Source organism: Streptomyces gardneri (assembly GCF_006539185.1).
GTDB classification, from domain to species: Bacteria; Actinomycetota; Actinomycetes; order Streptomycetales; family Streptomycetaceae; genus Streptomyces; species Streptomyces gardneri.
Genome location: NZ_BJMN01000030.1, coordinates 84,889 through 102,185, shown reverse-complemented (window position 1 = coordinate 102,185; position 17,297 = coordinate 84,889). Strand labels below are relative to the sequence as shown.

The 17,297-nt window shown below is 71.4% G+C and carries 7 protein-coding genes; 5 read left to right on the top strand and 2 right to left on the bottom strand.

All coding sequences use genetic code 11. The features are described from left to right. Window positions 1–107: 107 nt before the first annotated feature. Window positions 108–5,387 (bottom strand): DEAD/DEAH box helicase, encoded by a 5,280-nt coding sequence (locus SGA01_RS23235; protein ID WP_141298351.1) that lies wholly within the window; start codon window positions 5,385–5,387, stop codon window positions 108–110. A gap of 223 nt (window positions 5,388–5,610) precedes the next feature. Here SGA01_RS23235 and SGA01_RS23230 point away from each other — a divergent pair, with 223 nt between their 5' ends. Further along, window positions 5,611–6,576: a serine/threonine-protein kinase gene (locus tag SGA01_RS23230; RefSeq protein ID WP_141298350.1), complete on the top strand. Its 966-nt coding sequence runs from the start codon at window positions 5,611–5,613 to the stop codon at window positions 6,574–6,576. Window positions 6,577–6,691: 115 nt separating this feature from the next. Further along, entirely contained in the window at window positions 6,692–8,752 is a 2,061-nt protein-coding gene (locus SGA01_RS23225; RefSeq protein WP_141298349.1) for an N-6 DNA methylase, read from the top strand. A 28-nt stretch (window positions 8,753–8,780) separates the two neighbouring features. Here SGA01_RS23225 and SGA01_RS23220 read toward each other — a convergent pair whose 3' ends face one another. After that, the gene (locus tag SGA01_RS23220) at window positions 8,781–10,259 is read right to left on the bottom strand and encodes a serine/threonine-protein kinase (protein ID WP_141298348.1); all 1,479 of its coding nucleotides are present in this window, start codon (window positions 10,257–10,259) and stop codon (window positions 8,781–8,783) included. Between the two features lie 182 nt (window positions 10,260–10,441). On the opposite strand from SGA01_RS23220, the gene SGA01_RS23215 reads away from it, so the two are divergent. Genes SGA01_RS23215 through SGA01_RS23205 form a run of 3 tightly spaced genes read left to right on the top strand, consistent with a single transcriptional unit; the run spans window position 10,442 to window position 17,223 of the window. Then, window positions 10,442–12,187: a PD-(D/E)XK nuclease family protein gene (locus SGA01_RS23215; RefSeq protein WP_141298347.1), complete on the top strand. Its 1,746-nt coding sequence runs from the start codon at window positions 10,442–10,444 to the stop codon at window positions 12,185–12,187. After that, on the top strand, window positions 12,180–13,448 hold the full coding sequence (locus SGA01_RS23210) for a pPIWI_RE_Y domain-containing protein (RefSeq protein WP_141298346.1): 1,269 nt from the start codon (window positions 12,180–12,182) through the stop codon (window positions 13,446–13,448). The genes SGA01_RS23215 and SGA01_RS23210 overlap by 8 nt, the downstream gene beginning before the upstream one ends. Further along, window positions 13,441–17,223: a pPIWI_RE_Z domain-containing protein gene (locus SGA01_RS23205; protein ID WP_141298345.1), complete on the top strand. Its 3,783-nt coding sequence runs from the start codon at window positions 13,441–13,443 to the stop codon at window positions 17,221–17,223. The genes SGA01_RS23210 and SGA01_RS23205 overlap by 8 nt, the downstream gene beginning before the upstream one ends. Window positions 17,224–17,297: the final 74 nt, after the last annotated feature.

Here is a 17,297-nt window from a genome sequence, read left to right as displayed (position 1 = left end):
GGGGCGTAGGAGTCGTTCCGGCGGGTCGGCCGGGGCGGTGGCCGGGCGGATCGGGTGCGGGCTGTGGGACCGGGGCGGATCGAAGAGGTCCGCCCCGGTCCCTGAGATCAACGGCGCGCCTCGCCGAACACCGAAGGATAGTCGGCCACGGCCTTCGACCAGTCGTCGTCGTAGCGGATACGGATGACCTCCCAGCCGATCTCCTTCAGCCGGTCCGCTGCCTCCTCGTCGCGCAGCGTCGTCTCCGCGTGATCGTGGTGCGGGCCGTCGACGAAGACCGCGACGGGGCCGAAGGAGGTGTCGTAGACGAAGTCCGGCTTGGACAGGGCCGCGCTCAGCTTCACCTGCTGGTGATCGGGGAGGCGGTGGCCGTGGGTCCTGAGGTAGGCGACGAACCGCTCCTCCAGGGAGGAGTCGGCGCCCTCGATGAGCGCGTCGGCGTGCTCGTCGCGGGTGCGGCCCGCGCGGCTGGAGCCGACCTCACCGCCCGCGAAGTCCATCAGCAGCTGCTTCACCAGATGGCGGTCGATCATCCGGTGGTGGCGCTGGTTACCGAAGGAGAGCAGGCAGTCGTAGCAGCCCTTCTCGCAGGGGTCGCCATTGGATTTCTCGGCTCCCCGGTCGCGCCCGACCTGGTCGAAGTGCGCGATCTCCAGGGCCCGGCGGGCAGCGCGGGCGAGCGCGTCGGGCTCGGCCTGCAGACGGCGCAGGACGCCCGCGCCGCCCTCGGCGCTCTCGATGAACAGCAGCCGTTCGCGGGGGCCGTCGTGCGGCGGCAGCTCCTCGGTGTCCAGCTCGGAGTCCTCCAGCTGGAACTCGGCCTCGATGCCCCGCTCCAGCGCGTACTGGAGGGTGATCGCGGTGTCCTTGTCGACGGGGGCCGCGAGCTTGAGGACGAGGATGTTGCGGGTGTCCTGGACGTACGGGATGACGGGGATCTTGCGTACGGCCTTCTCCGCGTCGGCGAGCCCCTCGTCCTCCACGGGGGTCTCCCGGCCGGGCGCGCTCGTGCTCTGCTTGCCGGTGGAGCCGGCCAGCCACTGACCGGTGACCGGGTCGAGCCAGAAGCCGATCTCGCCCTTGGCGACCGAGCGGCGGTAGCCCAGGTTGGTGAGCCGGACGGTGGCGCTGTCGCCGTAGACCAGTTCGGCAAGGAGGCGGCCGGCCGCGGCCTTCGCCTCGGCGCGCAGCGAACCGTCTCGGCCGTCCTCGTGCTGCTTGAAACGGTAGGAGATCTCCACCGCATAGCCCGTGCGCTGGCGCTCCTCCTCGTCGGAGGAGATCCGGTCACGGCGGTGGGTGAAGACGGTGTGCAGGTGCAGCAGCCCCGTGCGAGGGTCGCCGTACGAACTGTTGCAGCCCAGGCAGGTGTCCTCGCGCCGCTCCTCGGGGGACAGATATCCGCAGCCCTGGCACACCTTGGCGCTCTCGGTGGTCAGCTCGCCCGCGGTGTCCGGCGGGAGCTGCACCCGGTCCACCTTGAACCGGCTGCCCTCGTGGTAGATCAGCGCGCCCGGCCCGAACTCCCTGATCGCGATGAAACGGGACCGCTGGAGGTAGTCGCCGTCGTAGCCGCGGCTGGTGCGGCCGGTGCCGGGGATGTACGCGGCGAGCGGCAGCCGGGGGAAGGAGTAACCGGGCAGGAAGCCCTCGGAGGCGAAGTAGCGGTACGGGTAGAAGTCGGACAGTACCGTGCGCTCGCCGCCCTGCCTGTTCTCCAGGAGGGCGATCTGGTTCTCCGCCTGGGCGCGGCGGCGGACGGCCTGGGCCTGGGAGCGGCCGGTCGCCGTGCGGTTGCGGATGTTGTCGTGCTGGATCTCCCGCTCCTCCAGGGCCTTGCGGTAGAGGTTCCGCCAGCGTCCGCACTTCTCGTCGAAGCGGCCGGGGGCCTTGGCGACGGTGTCCTCCAGCCACTGCTCGTGCCACCAGGACGTATCGCGCAGGTCGTCGACGCAGCCCGCGAGGACAGTGCGGGCCCGGGCGAGGGCGCGCTGCTGGGCGGCCGGCCTATGGATCTGCTCTCGTACCTCGGGCAGCAGCTCCAGCGAGGGGGTCTTGCCGTCGGTGTCGAGGATCTTCGTCATGGTGCGGCCGAGTTCCAAGCGGGTCTCCGCCAGCCAGATGGCGTGCACATGGGAGGCGATCAGGTCCTCGTTGGCCAGGTCGAGGCGGGGCGCGGCGACGGTGCCCGCGACCATCTGGTCGGAGCGGGTGAAGTAGTACTGGTCGTGGCTGTTACCGGTAGCGCAGTACGTGGTGACCAGCGCCGGCTGGCCCGAGCGGCCCGCGCGGCCGGAGCGCTGGGCGTAGTTGGCGGGGGTCGGCGGGACGTTGCGGAGGTTGACGGCGTTGAGGCTGGCGATGTCGACGCCGAGCTCCATCGTGGGCGAGCAATAGAGGAGGGGCAGCGGAAGGCCCTTGCTGAACAGCCTCTCCCGCTCCTCACGGACCTCGGGGTGGACCTGGGCGGTGTGCTCGGCGGCATGCAGGCCGGCGAAGGTGGACGCGACCTCCTTGTAGAGCCCCTTGAAGAAGGCGTTGACTCGGGGGCCCCGGCCGGTGCGGTAGGTGCGGCGCAGCCGGTCCACCGCGCCGTGCTCGTCGTCGCGGGCGTGCCAGCGGATCACCGGGTGGTGGATCTGGTAGCCGGGATCCTCTCCCCGGCCCTGGGTGATCCTGCTCAGGACACCGCCGTCGGCGAGGATGTCGAGGAGGTCGCGGATCACGTCCTGGGCGTCGTCGAGGGAGAGGTCGTGGCTCCAGTCCGGGAAGGTCTCCGCCTTGCGGACGTGGCGGCCGAAGGCGGTGCGGCCGGTGAGGTTCAGCTCGCTGCGGATGCGTCCGGAGCGGCCGGGCCGGCCGGAGCGGGCCACCGCGACGCCGGGCGCGGGGGGCGCGGACTCGGTCTCGGCGATGGCCCAGGCGTCGTTGAGCTTGGCGGACTCCTTGCCCAGTTCGTTGAACTTGGCCTCGGTGAAGTACGGGGTGTCCACGGCGCGCTGGCGGCGCAGCTCGTCCATGAGGACTCGGGCCAGGTCGAGCCGGGTCGCCGGGGTCGCGGTGCGCAGCGGTCCGGCGGCGCGCTGCCAACGCTCCTCGTCCTCGGCAATCTGGTCGAGGCCCGCGTACTCCAGGCCCAGCAGACCGGTCTGCTCCAGGTTGGGCATGGTGATCCGCCAGCCGCGCTCCAGGTCGAGGAAGAGCCGGTACTCGGCCACCTGGGCCAGGGCGCTCAGTGTCTCCTCGGCGAGCGCCTCCACCTCGGTGGGGTTGTTGGCGTACTCGTGGCGGGCCAGCCCCATGGCGGCCACGACCTCCTCGCCCAGCCGCTTCCAGCGCAGGCCCGACTCCCCGGCCCTCAGCATGGCGCGGTAGAGGGCACCGCGCAGCTGGGTGACCATGACGAAGTCGTTGAAGTGCCCCGCCTGCAGGCTGGCATCCTGACGGTTGTCGACGAAGGTGAGCAACTTGCGTGCGTCCTCGCCGAGTTCGTCCGCGGGCAGGCCCTTGAGGTGGCGGACGATGGAGGCGCTGACGACGGATGTGGCGGTGGAGCGTCCCTCCTGGTCGAGCGTCATCAGCTTGGCGAAGTCACGCTCCTTGACCTGCTCGTAGCTGACCCCGCACTCCAGGCAGAACAGGAACGGGGCGGGCACGTAGGCGGCGTACAGGCCATCCCCGTCCTTGTTCACCGCCGTGCCGTCGGGCCTCACCCACACAGGCTGCGGGGCGCGCTTCTTGCGGCTCGCGGTGAGGACGGGCGCGCCCTTCTTCGGGTCGAGGGTGAGCCAGCTGTCGGGGAAGCGGCGCTGGTCGATCGCGTCCGTGACGCGCTCGGGCCACGGGTTGGCGGCCGAGAGGTAGAGGTAGCCCTGCTCGTCGTCCGCGTCCTCACGGGTACGGAATGCGACCGTGCCGTCGTCGCTCTGCTCGCGGGCCACGGTGAGGTACTCCTGGCCGCACTCGCGGCAGAAGGACAGCGGCAGCAGGAGCTTCTCCCGCTCTCCGGGCACCCGCTGCTGGTAGGTGCGGGTGATGTGGCGGCTGTCCGCCGGCTCCAGGGAGACGTACGCCGAGCCCCCCTTGGAGAGGAACTGGTGGAGGCGGAACGCGAACAGGGCGCGGTCCTCGTCGTCGCGGACCTGCGTGCCCGCCCGGAGCGTGGACCGGATGGCCTTGGCACAGGCGGTGTACGGTTCGTCCTCGGGTGCGTCGCGCGGGATGTCGAAGGCGTCCTCGCGCAGGGCGCGCGCGGCGAGCTCCACGGTCGTGGGCTTGGCGCGCACCAGCAGACGGGTGCCGTCCTCGTCGGTGGTCTCGGTGAGGCCGAACTCGGTCTCGACCCAGCGGGCCAGCGGGTCGGCCTTGAGTGCGTCATACTCCAGCGGCGGGTTGTTCTCCCTTACGCGGGCGGCGAGTTCGGCACGCGTGGGGGGCATGTCGCCGGTCGCGCGGACCAGGGTCTCGGCCACCACCCGGTCCGGGGAGATCTCCGTGTCGAACAGAGTGGAGGCGACCTCGGCGACCTCGCGGCGGCGGGCGGCAGGGGTGCCCTTGGTGGACATGGTGGCGGAGGTGCCGACGCACTGCAGGGCAGGCGACTCGCACGCCTCGCGCACACGCCGGACTAGCAGGGCGACGTCGGCGCCCTGCCGGCCCCGGTAGGTGTGCAGTTCGTCCAGGACGAGAAAACGCAGGCCCTTGGCTTTGCCGATGAGCCGCTTGCGCTCCTCGGGGCGGGTGAGCATCAGCTCCAGCATCACGTAGTTGGTGAGCAGGATGTCCGGGGGCGTGTCGAGGACCGCGTCCTTCTCGACCTGCTTCTCCTGGCCGGTGTAACGGGCGTACGTGACGGGCTCGTCACCCTCGCCGTATCCGGCGGTGAGGAACTTCTTCAGCTCGCCCCGCTGGCTGTTGGCCAGCGCGTTCATCGGGTAGACGATGATCGCCTTGATGCTTGGGGGGTCTCCGGGCCGCTTCTCTCGCAGGATCCGGCTGACGATGGGCACGATGTAGCCGAGGCTCTTGCCGGAGCCGGTACCGGTCGTCAGGACGTACGAGTCCTTCGAGTCGGCAGCCTCGATGGCGTCGCGCTGGTGCCGGTGGAAGCGGATGGGACGGATCGTCGCATCCCGCTTGTCCTTGCCGGTGCGGAAGATCCGCTTGCACTCGGGGTGGAGGAGACCGAGGTCGTCGGCGAGGTGATCGACGGTGCCGCCGGGCGCGAAGCTCGGGTTGAGGGAGAGCCAGGGGTCGGGCCACTGGTCGCCGTCGGCAAGGGACTTGGACACCTTCTCGCCGATCCGCGGGTCGTCGATCACCACCGATCCGGACGTGTACTCCTTGTAGTCCCGGATGAGCCGACGGTGCACCTCGAAGACGTCCACGTGATCCTCACTAGCTCCCGACGTAATCCACGCATCACCGTAGCGGGTGAGGCGCACGGGACGAACCGTCCCGCCTTCACCCCATTAGAGCAAGAGTATGTGAACTCAGTCAACGAATAAATCGTCACGCAGGCGGCATTCGAAGCGCCGCCGTGTCACACTCTCCCTGACACCAGCCCGGGCAGGGCGCGGCAGGGCACGGAGGGGACGGGCCGCAGCGCGAATGGACACCGGAACACTGATCGCCGGTCGCTACCGGATCAAGCACCTCATCGGCCGGGGCGGCATGGGAGTCGTCTGGCTCGCCCATGACGAGAACCTGGGCCGTGACGTGGCGTTGAAAACCATGAACGTCGATTTGGGGCTCACCGAGGGGCAGCGTGCCCGCGACGCCGAAAGGTTCCGCCGGGAGGCGCAGGCCGTCGCGCGGCTCGACCACGCGGGGCTCGCCACCGTCTATGACCTCGGCGAGGAGAACGGCACCCGCTTCCTCGTCATGCAGTACGTGATCGGTCCACCGCTCGACGACCGGATCGTCGAGGAGGGCCCACTCTCCATCGAGGAGACCGCGTCGATCGGCGTCCAGATCGCCTCCGTCCTGGGCTCCGTGCACGCCCGCGACGTCGTGCACCGCGACCTTAAGGGCAGCAACGTCGTGATCCGCACGGACGGCGTGGTCAAGGTCCTGGACTTCGGCGTTGCCGCCTTCCTCGATCCGGACACCACCGGCCTCACCACGACCGGCGAGCGCCCCGGCAGCCTGGAGTGCATGGCGCCGGAGCAGGTGCGGGGCAAGCCGGTCGACCCCCGCACCGATCTGTACGCGCTGGGCTGTCTGCTGTACGCGATGCTGACGGGCGAGCCGGTCTTCACGCACGAGTCCGAACTGATGCTGCCCGGCATGATCCTTGAGCGGCCGCCCGTACCACCCGGAAGGCTCCGCGCGGGCATCCCCTCCGAACTGGAGGACCTGGTGCTCCAGTTGCTGGCCAAGGACCCCGACGATCGACCCGCCCACGCCGGCGAGGTGTGGCGGCGCCTCGCCGTGTGGCTGCCGGAGCGCCGCACCCCCGAACAGGCACTCGCCCCGTGGGCCGAAGTGGACCCGCTGCGGCCCTTCACCCACCCGATGGGACCCGACGCCCGGCCGGTGCGGGCGTGGGCTGCGGGGCGGAACGCGCATCTGTGAACAAAGTCAATGGTCATGTACGCTGGCGGATGCAGTTTGGAGGAAGGGTGGCTTGATCACACACCCATGACCGAGGGAAAGTCCTCCCTCCACCAGAAGTGCCCTGGGAGTGCAGATGTCCACGTCGCGTGCCGTACCGGTGACCTTGGCGGAAATCGCCCGCCTTGCGGGTGTGGGACGAGCCGCGGTGAGTAACTGGCGGAGACGGCATCCCTCCTTCCCCGAGCGGATCGCCGGCACCGACACCAACCCTCAGTTCTCCTTGGCCGACATCGAGGGCTGGCTGCGCGAGAACAAGAAGCTGAAGAAGTCCGCCGAGAGGGAATGGCTCTGGCCCGGTTTCGAGGCGCTCGGCGGGCGTGACGAGACCGGGGCCGCGATCGCCGAGGTGGGCCGACTCCTCTCCGGGCGGGTGAGCGACGAGGGCGCGGGAAGCCGTGAGATCCGTGCCGAGGCGCGGGAGCTGATCGAGCGGGCCGTGGATCTCGGACAGCGCGAGGGCGGCATGGAGACGTTCGCGTTTCTGCTGCGCCGCTGGCTCGACGTCCATGTGCGCCAGATCGCCACGACCCCGGAACTGCTGGCATCCCTCATGGCCGAGCTCGCCCTCTGGGCGGCCGACCGTGTGGCGGGCGACGGCCCGGGGATCTCCGGCGGCACCACGGTCATGGACCCTGCTTGCGGCCCCGGGAACCTCCTCCTGGCCGCGGCCGACGCCGTGAGGGCGTCAGGCGCTGGGGCGCTCACGCTGCTCGGCAGCGACCGGGACGCCGTCCTCTCCTCGCTGGCGGACTCCCGTATGGCACTCGCCGAGAACAAGGGGCAGAAGGAGAAGGAGTGGGCGCGGGTCTCCGTACAGGCTGCGGACTCCCTGCGCAACGACCCGTTCTCCGGCACCCGCGCCGACATCGTCCTGTGCAACCCGCCCTTCAACGAACGGGATTGGGGGTACGAGGAGTTGGCCACCGACGCCCGCTGGAGCCATGGCCTCCCCCCGCGCACCGAGCCCGAACTCGCCTGGGTCCAGCACTGTCTGGCCCAGCTGCGGCCCGGCGGCGCCGCGGTCCTGCTGCTGCCGCCCGCCGTCGCGGCCAGGAAGGCCGGCCGCCGCATTCGCGGCTCGCTGCTGCGCACCGGGCAACTGCGGGCCGTCGTCGCGCTGCCGCCCGGCTGCGCCGCACCGCACAGCGTCTCCCTGCACCTGTGGGTGCTGCGGATGCCCACCGCCGGGGAAGGCGCACCGGCGGGCGATCGGCTGCTGGTCGCCGACGCGGCCTCGCGCTTCCCCCGGGACCCGGAGGAGAAGTGGACCCCCGACTGGACGGCGATCAGCGCTTTCGTACGCGAGGCCGTTGCGGAGGCCGACTCCCCGCACGCCCCTGCCTACGTACGGCAGGTGCCCGTCATCGAGCTCCTCAACGACGAGGTCGACCTCACCCCTGGACGCCACATCGCCCCGTCCCCGGCGGACACCGCACCCCGACTGGCCGAAGCCTGGCGGGAATTCACCGGTCTCACCGCGAAGGTGAACAAGTCGGCCAAGCTGCTCGCGGCGCTGGATCTCGCCACGGCCGAAGCGGACACACCGACGGCGACCACGGTCGCCGAGCTCGCCCGGGCCGGGGCGCTCACCCTGCGCAGCGGCCAGCAGCCGCCGGAGGAGTCAATCCACGCCGGCCCGCCGCCCGACGACGGCATCCCCCTCCTCACCGTCCCCGACCTTCTGGTGGACGGCGAACCCCGCAGCTGGCTCGCCCACGACACCGCGGCGGTCGGCGAGGCCGTGATCGCCGAACCCGGGGACATCGTGGTGGTGGGCGTCGCCCGCGCTTTCTCCGCATGGGTCCACGAGGGGCCGCCGACTGCCCTCGGCCCACAGCTGCATGCCGTGCAAGTGCAGCCCGAACAGCTCGACGCCTGGTTCCTGGCCGGTTCACTGCGGGCTCCCGCCAACGCCCGGCAGGCCGGCACCCACACGACGAACTCCTCCCGCATCGACGTCCGCCGTCTCCAGATCCGCCAGGTTCCCCTCTCGGAGCAGCGGCGCTATGGAGAGGCGTTCCGCGAACTCACCGCCTTCGAAAGGCTGTTGCGTCGCAGCGCCGACCTCGGCACCAGTCTTGCTCGCGACCTCGGCGACGAGCTGGCGGCGGGGCGGCTGGCTCATCAGACGTAGCCCATCGCCCCGCCCACACCGGTCGGCGTCACGCCTCCCTGCCCCTGGGCTCGGCCAGGCGGGCCGTGAGCTGGGCGTCGACCGCTTGGCGTACGGTCTCGACACGAGCCGCGAGTACCGGTGGCAGGCCGGCAGCGATGTGGCCCGCCGCGTCCACCGCCGCGATGGCCGCCTCCAGTTCCCCGAAGGTGAGTTGGCACTCGGCCAAGCACAGCCGGATCAGGGCGCGATCGGCCCGCTCGGCCGGGCCTTCCCCGTGCATGAGGTCGTTGTCGACGGCCTGGTAGAGGCGGGCCGCGGCGCCGAAGTTGCCAGAGAGACGGAATCCGTCCGCGGCCCCCTGCCACACGCGACGCACCAGAGAGCGCCGCTCGCCCCACTCCTCGCGGACGCGTTCTGTCAGGCCGGACAGCCGGTCGGTCGCGTCGCCCGGCTCACCGGACGCGATCTCCGACTCGGCCTGCACGCAGAGCTTTTCCACCACACGGGCGTCCAGCCACTCGTCGGCCGGTGCGGAAGCGACAGGCGGCGTGAGAGCGACCGGACGCGGACGAATCCGGTCCTGCGGCCGACGCAGGGGGGCGGTGGGGTCGGGGTGGGTGCGGGGCCGGGGTTCGGGATCGCCGACCGCCGGGGCGTACGGGGCGAGGACCGCCAGGACCTCGTCGACGGCCGGACGCTGCTCGGGCTTCTTGACGAGCATCCGCAGCACCAGATCGTCGAGCGGCTCCGGGATGCCCGCGGCGTACGCGCTCGGTGGCAGCGGCACTTCGTTGAGGTGCTTGTCGGTCAGGCCGGACTCCGCGCCGAGCGGGAACGGGGGCCGCCCGGTGAGGAGTTCGTAGAGGATGCACCCGAAGCAGTAGACATCCGTACGCGTCGTGGGCTCACGCTCCAGGAGCTGCTCCGGCGCCAGATAGCCGCGGGTGCCGAGCGTCGAACCGTGGGCCGTGTATCGGGTGGCGTCGGCGTGCAGCGGCTTGGCGATGCCGAAGTCGATGAGGACGGCGCAGCCCTCTTCGTCGACCATGATGTTCGCGGGCTTGAGATCCCGGTGGACGACCGGGAGCGTGTGCGCGCACGCCAACGCCCCTGCCACCTGGACGGCGACGGCGACCGCCGTGGCCAGCGGCAGGGGACTGTGCTCGTCGAGGAACGTCCGCAGACTCACTCCGGTCACCAGGCGCATGGCGATGTAGGGGACGCCCCGGTGGGATCCACTTCCGTGCAGTTCGGTGATGCCCGGGTGGTCGAGCGTGCCCAGGAGGCTGGCCTCGCGCCGGAACCGGGCGTTCCTGACGGCGAGTTCGGCATCACGCTCGTACGGGTCGAGGCAGTACAGGGCCTCGGAGTCGTGGCGCAGGAACTTCACCGCCACCTCCCGCCCCGCGGACACTTCCCGAGCCCGCCAGACCTGGGCCATCCCGCCCTTGCCCAGCGAGTCCTTCAACTCGTATCGCCCGTCGACCAGATCACCCACGCCGGGCTTGTACGTATCCGCGTCCACCACCGTGCCCCTTCGCACCACTGCGCATCAGACCCACCAGGGTAGCGTGAAAGATTCTAATCGCGAGACGTCCGTGGACTCAGTTCACAATCTTATGCCATGCTCATGTGGTGCTCGGAAGTCCTCGGACTCCCGTCGCTCCGGGCACCCTTCTGCCCATACCGCCTGCCACGGGGGTCACCATGCAGAACCCACCCGGCGTCGCCGGCCACGACTGGTTGATCAGGGCGAGCCCCCGGACGGCCCGTCCCGACGACGCGGCCTGTCCCACCCACCGGCGCACCGCGATGCGGCCCCTGCTCGTCGCCGACCCGGCCGTGCCCTACTCGCGGCCACCCCGCGAGGAGTTCGGGTTCGGCCCGCTCTTCACCGCCCTCGACCTTGTGGAACACAACGGGTGGCCCGTGGAGCGGGTACGCGAGGAACTCCGGGCCACCCGCGGTCCCTTCCAGGGATGGGGCGCCCCGGTCCACCCCGCCCACCTGGCCTGGACCGCCCACGCTCTGGAGCACTATGTGGCCGCCCGTACCCGCGAACAGGCCGCCGCCGTCGAGGCCGGGCTGCCCGAGACCAAGCCGGTGAAGCAGCCGTGGACGTGGCGCACTTCCCGCACGGACGCTCCCGACGCGCGGGGCGCCCGGCAGTACGAGCACACCGTCTGGGGCCGCATGTACGTCTCCGCCGACGGAAGGGTGCGCGATCTGTGGCTGCCCTCCATGGGCCGGGCCAAGACCGACCGTCCCGACGCGGAACTCGGGGCCGTGGCACAGGTGATGGCCTTCGGCGCGCCCACGCCTCGGCGCAAGCAGCGCGCCCAGCCTCCGCCCACCGAGACCGACAGCACCTGCTTGCCGGATCTGGTCCGCGTCTTCGACGTCGGGTGCGCTGACGGGTCAATGGAGGAGCTGCTCTCCGCAGGCTCCGCCGAGGCGAGTCAGCGGTTTCGGGACGACGCCGCGCCCGCCTTCGTCACGGCTGCCACCGAACCCGGCGTGCGGCCCGGGGAGAGCTGTGTCGACTGCAAGGCCATCGCCGGCTGCACGGATCTGAAGCGCGCCCCGCGGCTGTGGGGTGGACGCCCTCCGGCTCTCGCACGCCCACGCCGCTCCGTCTCCGTCTGGGACCTGCGGCTGCACGCCGAGTGCCCCGCCCAGTACCACCTGGTACGGCGACTGCACCTCAACGACCTCTCGGCCGAGGACCGGGGGGCACGGCGCGGCAGAGCCGTCGACGCCTGGCTCGACGCGGAGCACGCCGAACGCCCGGTGCGCGGCTGCCGGGACCGGGAGATCCCCGGGCCGACGGCTGTACAGGCCAGGGCCGGACTCGACGACACCTCCGCACGCGAGGCCGCCGGGATGCTTGCGGAACACCGACTGCTGTGCCCGCTCAACGGACTCGACGCCGGCGAGCAGGTGCTCGTACAGCATCGGGTGACGGCCTACGTGCCCGAACTCGACATCGTCGTCCTCGCCGTACCCGACCTGGTGTACACCCACCGCGGCCGGTGGATCTGGCGCGAGACCAAGACCTCGGCCCGCCCGCTATGGGAACGCGACTCCCTGCTGCACACCTATCCCCAACTTGCCCTCGGCGTACTGCTGTTCCACGCGGGTGCGCTCGGCGACGACCCGCGCCGCTCCTGGGTCGAACTGGAGCATCTGCGCGAGGCCCGCGGGGAGAGCCGACTCGAACGCATCGACCCCGGCCGCGCCAAGACCGTCGACGAGGCGCGGGCCGTCATCGCCGGACTCGCCCAGCCGCTCCTGGACGACACCGCCTACGAGCCGAGGACCGGACGCCACTGCCACGGCTGTCAGGCCCGGACCTGGTGCCGGCCCGGCAGCGCCTACGTCACCGACCATCCGCGCCCGTCGAGCCCCGCCCCGCAGACCCCGCCGCGAGGAGACGCCCCGCCCCATGCCTGACCAGCAGCTCGTACCGGACTGGCTGTCCAACCCTGATGTCGTCCTCCTGCGGGACGTGGCCACCGCCGTCCTGCACCTGGCGGCCGTCGACCACCTCGACTCCTTCGCCCTGCCCTACCCGCCCGGCGCGCAGCGGGCTCTGGACGCCCTGGTGCTCCAGTGCCTGCGCAACGGCGCCAAGCCTCCGGCCGGGGTGCCCGAGATGATGCGCTGGGCTCGCGCCCGCCCCTTGGGCAGCTGGCCCCTCGACCGGCTGCCCGCCGACCTGTTCGACACCGCAGACCGGCTGATCGACGAGGATTCCGGAGAGCCCTCGCAGCTCTGCCACGAGCTCGCCGTACGGGGCTACGGCGACAGCACCGGACGGCAGTACGACCGCCTGGTGATCCACGAGGCTCTGCGCGCCTGCCGGGCCGTGTCGTCACCCGAGTCGTACACGGCCTTCCGGCGCCTGCTGGTGAATCAGCCCGTCCTCACCGAGGCTGACTGGGCCGAGGTGAGCACCGACCTCTTCCTCGACCCCGTGCGCTTCCTCGTCGAGGAGATCTACGCCCCCGTCCCCCTCGGGTTCCGCCGGGACGGCGCGTACCTGTGCTGTCACCGCTGCCTGACCCTGCTCCATCCGGTGTCCGACACCGAGTGGTGGTGCGAGCGCGACCAGTGCCGACACCAGGGCCCACCACCGCAGGGCCGGCAACTCGTCGCGTCCGAGGTGGGCGAGCTGCGTCAACTGCGGAAACCGCTGCGACAGTTCGTCACCGGGCCCGGACGCGCCGAGGTCTTCCTGGAGGCCGAGCTGCGCGCCCTAGGCCTCACCGTCGAGATGTGGCCCGGCTTCGACGCGTACGACCTTCGCATCACCTTCCCCGACGGACATGTGTGGGCCGTCGACGTCAAGGACTGGGCACACCCCGCCTTCCTCGGACGCGCCGCCACCGCCGTCCGCCCCGAGCCCCCGTACGACGAAGCCTGTTGGGTGGTGCCCGCGTTCCGGGTGCGCGCCCGCCGCGACTATCTGGCCACATACGCCAAGGAGCGGGGCGCGGGGGCGGGCGGTTTGCGACTGCTGACGGACGACCAACTGAAACGGGCCGCGCGGCTGCGGCTGTCCGGCGAACACGGGCCGGACGCGTCCATCGCACCCCCGCACACCGTGCCTCCAGCCAGGGAGCACGGCGGGGCACGCACGGCGTCGTCCCGGTCCGGAAACCAGACGGCGGCGACCGACAGCGCCGGAAAGAAGGGAGCGGACCATGCGTGACCGCAGCAGCTGGTACCAGCCGGTCGTCGCCGCACTGAAGCCCTGGCCCGAAGAACACGCCGGGACCCGGCCCGCTCTGCTCTGCCAGGTCGAGCTCGCCCTGCGGTTGATGGAGACCGTGGCGCCCGGTCACGCCGCCGACGGGGCGTGGACGCTCCTCGGCGGCTACGGCCTCGCCTTCGCACGGGCCTCGAAGCTCCCCACCGGCACCACCGAACAGGTCGCGCTGGCCGCGGCCCGGCACCTGCTCTGGCCCATGCGCCGCGGCCGGATGTGGCGGCAGAGCCTGGACGCCTACCTGGAACTGCCCGAACGGCTGCGCGCGTACCGTGTCCCGGCGGCCGGGGAACCCGCCCACCGGGTCCCCCTCAAGGTGGCGGCCGACCGCTTCACCACCTACGACGACGCGCTCGCGAACCTCCCCGGCTTCGCCACGAAGGCGCTTCCCCCGGCGGGGGCGGGCGAACACCGCTTCATGGACCGCCGTCACCGGCGCACTTCCGTCACCGTCCCCGCCGATCTCGTACGGGACCCTTTCCCCGGCCACCCCCTGACCACCGAACGCCCGGCCACCGCTGGCCCCCTCGACGTGCCACTCGACGAACTCGCCGACATCGCACGGTGGATGGACGCGAAGGAGCGGCGGCGTGGGCTCAAGGCGGGGAACTGGGAGCAGCGCCTCGCCCAACTCGATCTCGACACCCGCACCCCGGACGGGACCGTCTTCGAGGCGGCGTCCGCGCTGCCGCTCGACCGGCTCACCCACCTCGTCGGCATGGTCGGCGCCGGCAAGTCGACCTTGATGACCCTGCTCGCCGTCTGGGCGCACCACAACGGGCTGCACATCACCCTCGTCGTCGGCGACGTGGCCGAACAGCTGACGCTGACCGAGCTGTTCCGCACGCTCGGCCTGAGAGCCGCCCTGGTGCAGGGAGGCACGACACGGCCCCAGCACACCCAGCGGCTGCACCGCAGACTCGCCGCGCGGGGAGAACACTCCCTGCTGGCCCACACCGGTCCCGTCTTCGCCCACCTGAGCACCGCCTGCCCGCTCGACGCCCTGCGCGCACTCGACACGTCCGAGCCCCTGCGCTACGCCGACGCGCCCTGCGCTGCCCTTCACCTTGCCCGGCGCCAGGAGACCGCCGAGGAGCCCGCGGCCGACCGCGCGGTAAGCGAACTCAAACGAGCTCGAGGTGCCGTCGGCAGGGAGGCCCCCACGGACGACACCGACACCGACGAGGAGGAGCAGGGCACCCCGCACGCCTGCCCGCTGTGGAGCGTCTGCCCCCGGCACTCCGCCGCGCGCGACCTCGTGGACGCGTTGATCTGGGTGGCCAACCCGGCCAGTCTCGTCCAGACGGCGGTTCCGCGTCAGCTCAACGCCGAGCGCCTGCGCTATCTGGAGCTGGCCTGCCTGCGCAGCGACATCGTCGTCGTCGACGAGGCCGACCGTGTACAGATGCAGCTCGACCAGATGTTCGCCCCGTCGGCCACGCTCGTCACCACCGGTGTCTCCGACTCCTGGCTCGACCAGCTGCAGACCCACGAGATCGCCGAACTCGCCCGGCAGGGACGGCTGCAGCTCTCCGACCAGGATGTGGAACGGTGGTCCGCCGCCCTGGACATTGTCGGTTCCGCCGCGGACCGGCTGTACGCCATGCTCATCGACGACGGAAGCCTGCGGGACTGGGCGCAGATCGACTACTTCAGCGCGTGGACCCTCCAGGAGAAGCTGCTGCACGCCTGGTATCCGCTGACGCGAGGCCAGCCCGCCGGGCGGCCGGACAGCACGAGCGAAGGGGACGTCGAGGACGAGAGCGCGCTCTACGAGGACGAGGAAGGGCTCGGGGCCGAGGGTGACTCCCCCGTCCCCGAGGCTCCCTGGGCGCAACGACGCACGGAGATCACCGGGTTCTTCGACACGTTCCGCGACGATCCGCTCGGCGGACGCGGCCCCTACGGAACCCCCGCCGACGAGCTCACCGCCCTCGCCCACGACGTCCTGCACACCCTCGACGAGAAGCAGACACGGCGCCGTGTCCGCGCGTTCCTCGACGCTCTCCTCGTCGGAGCGCCGGGCCCGGAACAGCGCCCCATGCCCACCGCCGGGCGAGGCAACAAGCCTGCCCCCGAGGACGTACCGCTCACCGAGGAGTGGCGGGAACTCAACGCGCGACGACTGGAGTTCACCCTCGTCCTCGCCGCCCTGCACCAGCGTCTGGACCGGGTGACATTCCTGTGGCCCCAGGTGGAGGCGGCGCTACGACTGGACTCCGCGGCCCACGAGCTGACCCGCCGCCCGCCTCTCGACTACGCGCCGCTGCTGCCCGAAGCGCCCATGGGCAACGTCCTGGGCTTCCAGTTCCTGGTGGACGAGCGGGCCGCCGCCCGCGACAAGGACGGATACCGCACCGGCACCCTGCGCTTCTTCCGCTGCGCGGGCGTGGGCCGGGAACTACTCCTGGGACTTCCCCAGCTCGGCGCCGACCCCGGCCTCGGCAAGGCGGGCCCACATGTGCTGCTGATGTCGGGCACCAGTTGGGCCGGCACCTCTACCCGGGCCCATGTCCTCGCCCCCGTCCGCGCCGTACTGAAACCGCAGCGCAAGGCCCTCGACGCCATCCGGGAGACCGTGTTCCGCACCGAGTTCCTCTACGACGCCGCAGGGCAGCCGATCCGGCTCTCCGGCCAAGACCCCGACCAGCGTGAGGACGTCCTTCGCCTGATGATCGACCGGCTCGCCCGGTCCCGGAGCGACGGCAACTCCTCTCCCCTCCAGAGCGAACTCGCCCACATTCCCGACCAGCGCCGCAAGCGTGCCCTCCTCCTGGTGGGCAGCTACGCGGAAGCCAAGGTAGCCGCCACCGCCCTCAACGAGATCCCGCGCTGGCGCGGCCGGGTACGCGTCCTGGCCGCCGACGACGCCGAACTGGAGGCCGCCGTCGACGGGACGGCGCCGGCGGGGAGCCAGGCACCGGGCACGGGGTCGGGTGCGGGTGCGGGTGCGGGTGCGGTCCGGCGTGGGGACCTCGCGTCCTTCGCCGACGACCCGGACGCCGAACTGCTCGTGGCACCCCTCCTCGCCGTGGAGCGAGGACACAACATCCTCACCGCCCCCCAGCGGCCCGGCGAGGAGAAGGTGGCGGCGTTCGGGACGGTGTTCTTTCTGGTCCGCCCGCACCCCCGCCCCGACGACCTCTCCCTGGCGGTCTTCGCCATCAACGACTGGGCGACGCGGTTCGTACGCGGTCAGCTGAAGCTGCCGGAGGAAGGGACGTTCAGCGACATGGTCACCCAGACCGGGGACCTGGACGCGGCGGGCAGCGCTTTCAGGACTACCGCACGCGGCGTGTGGCGACACGTGCTGTCACGGCCCTACATCTACTCCTCGCTCTCCGACGACGAGAAGAAGTCCTTCGTCTGGGACCAGCTCGTTACCATCTGGCAGGTCATCGGGCGCCTCGTCCGCGGGGGCGTACCCGCCCGCGTCGTGTTCGTCGACGCGGCCTTCGCACCACGACTCGCCGCGGCACAGGCCCCCTTCACCGGCCATGGCCGGCGTCCATGCCGCGCGGGCGACCCGGGACTGCTCGTCCGGCTGCGGGACGTCCTGGCGCCGTACTTCGCCCAGACCGACACCGAAAGCGACACCGCCGGGTACGGCGCGCGCAGCGACCCCGCCGACGCCGCACTCGTCAAGCTGCTCTACCGCCCGCTGTACGAAGCACTGTGCGCCATGGGGACGTCACCCGGCCCGCGACCGGCCGACTGAAGCACGCCAACCACCGCCCTGGGCAGCGCTCTTGGCAGGCAACCGCACCCGCGCCCGTACGGACATCGCAGGGA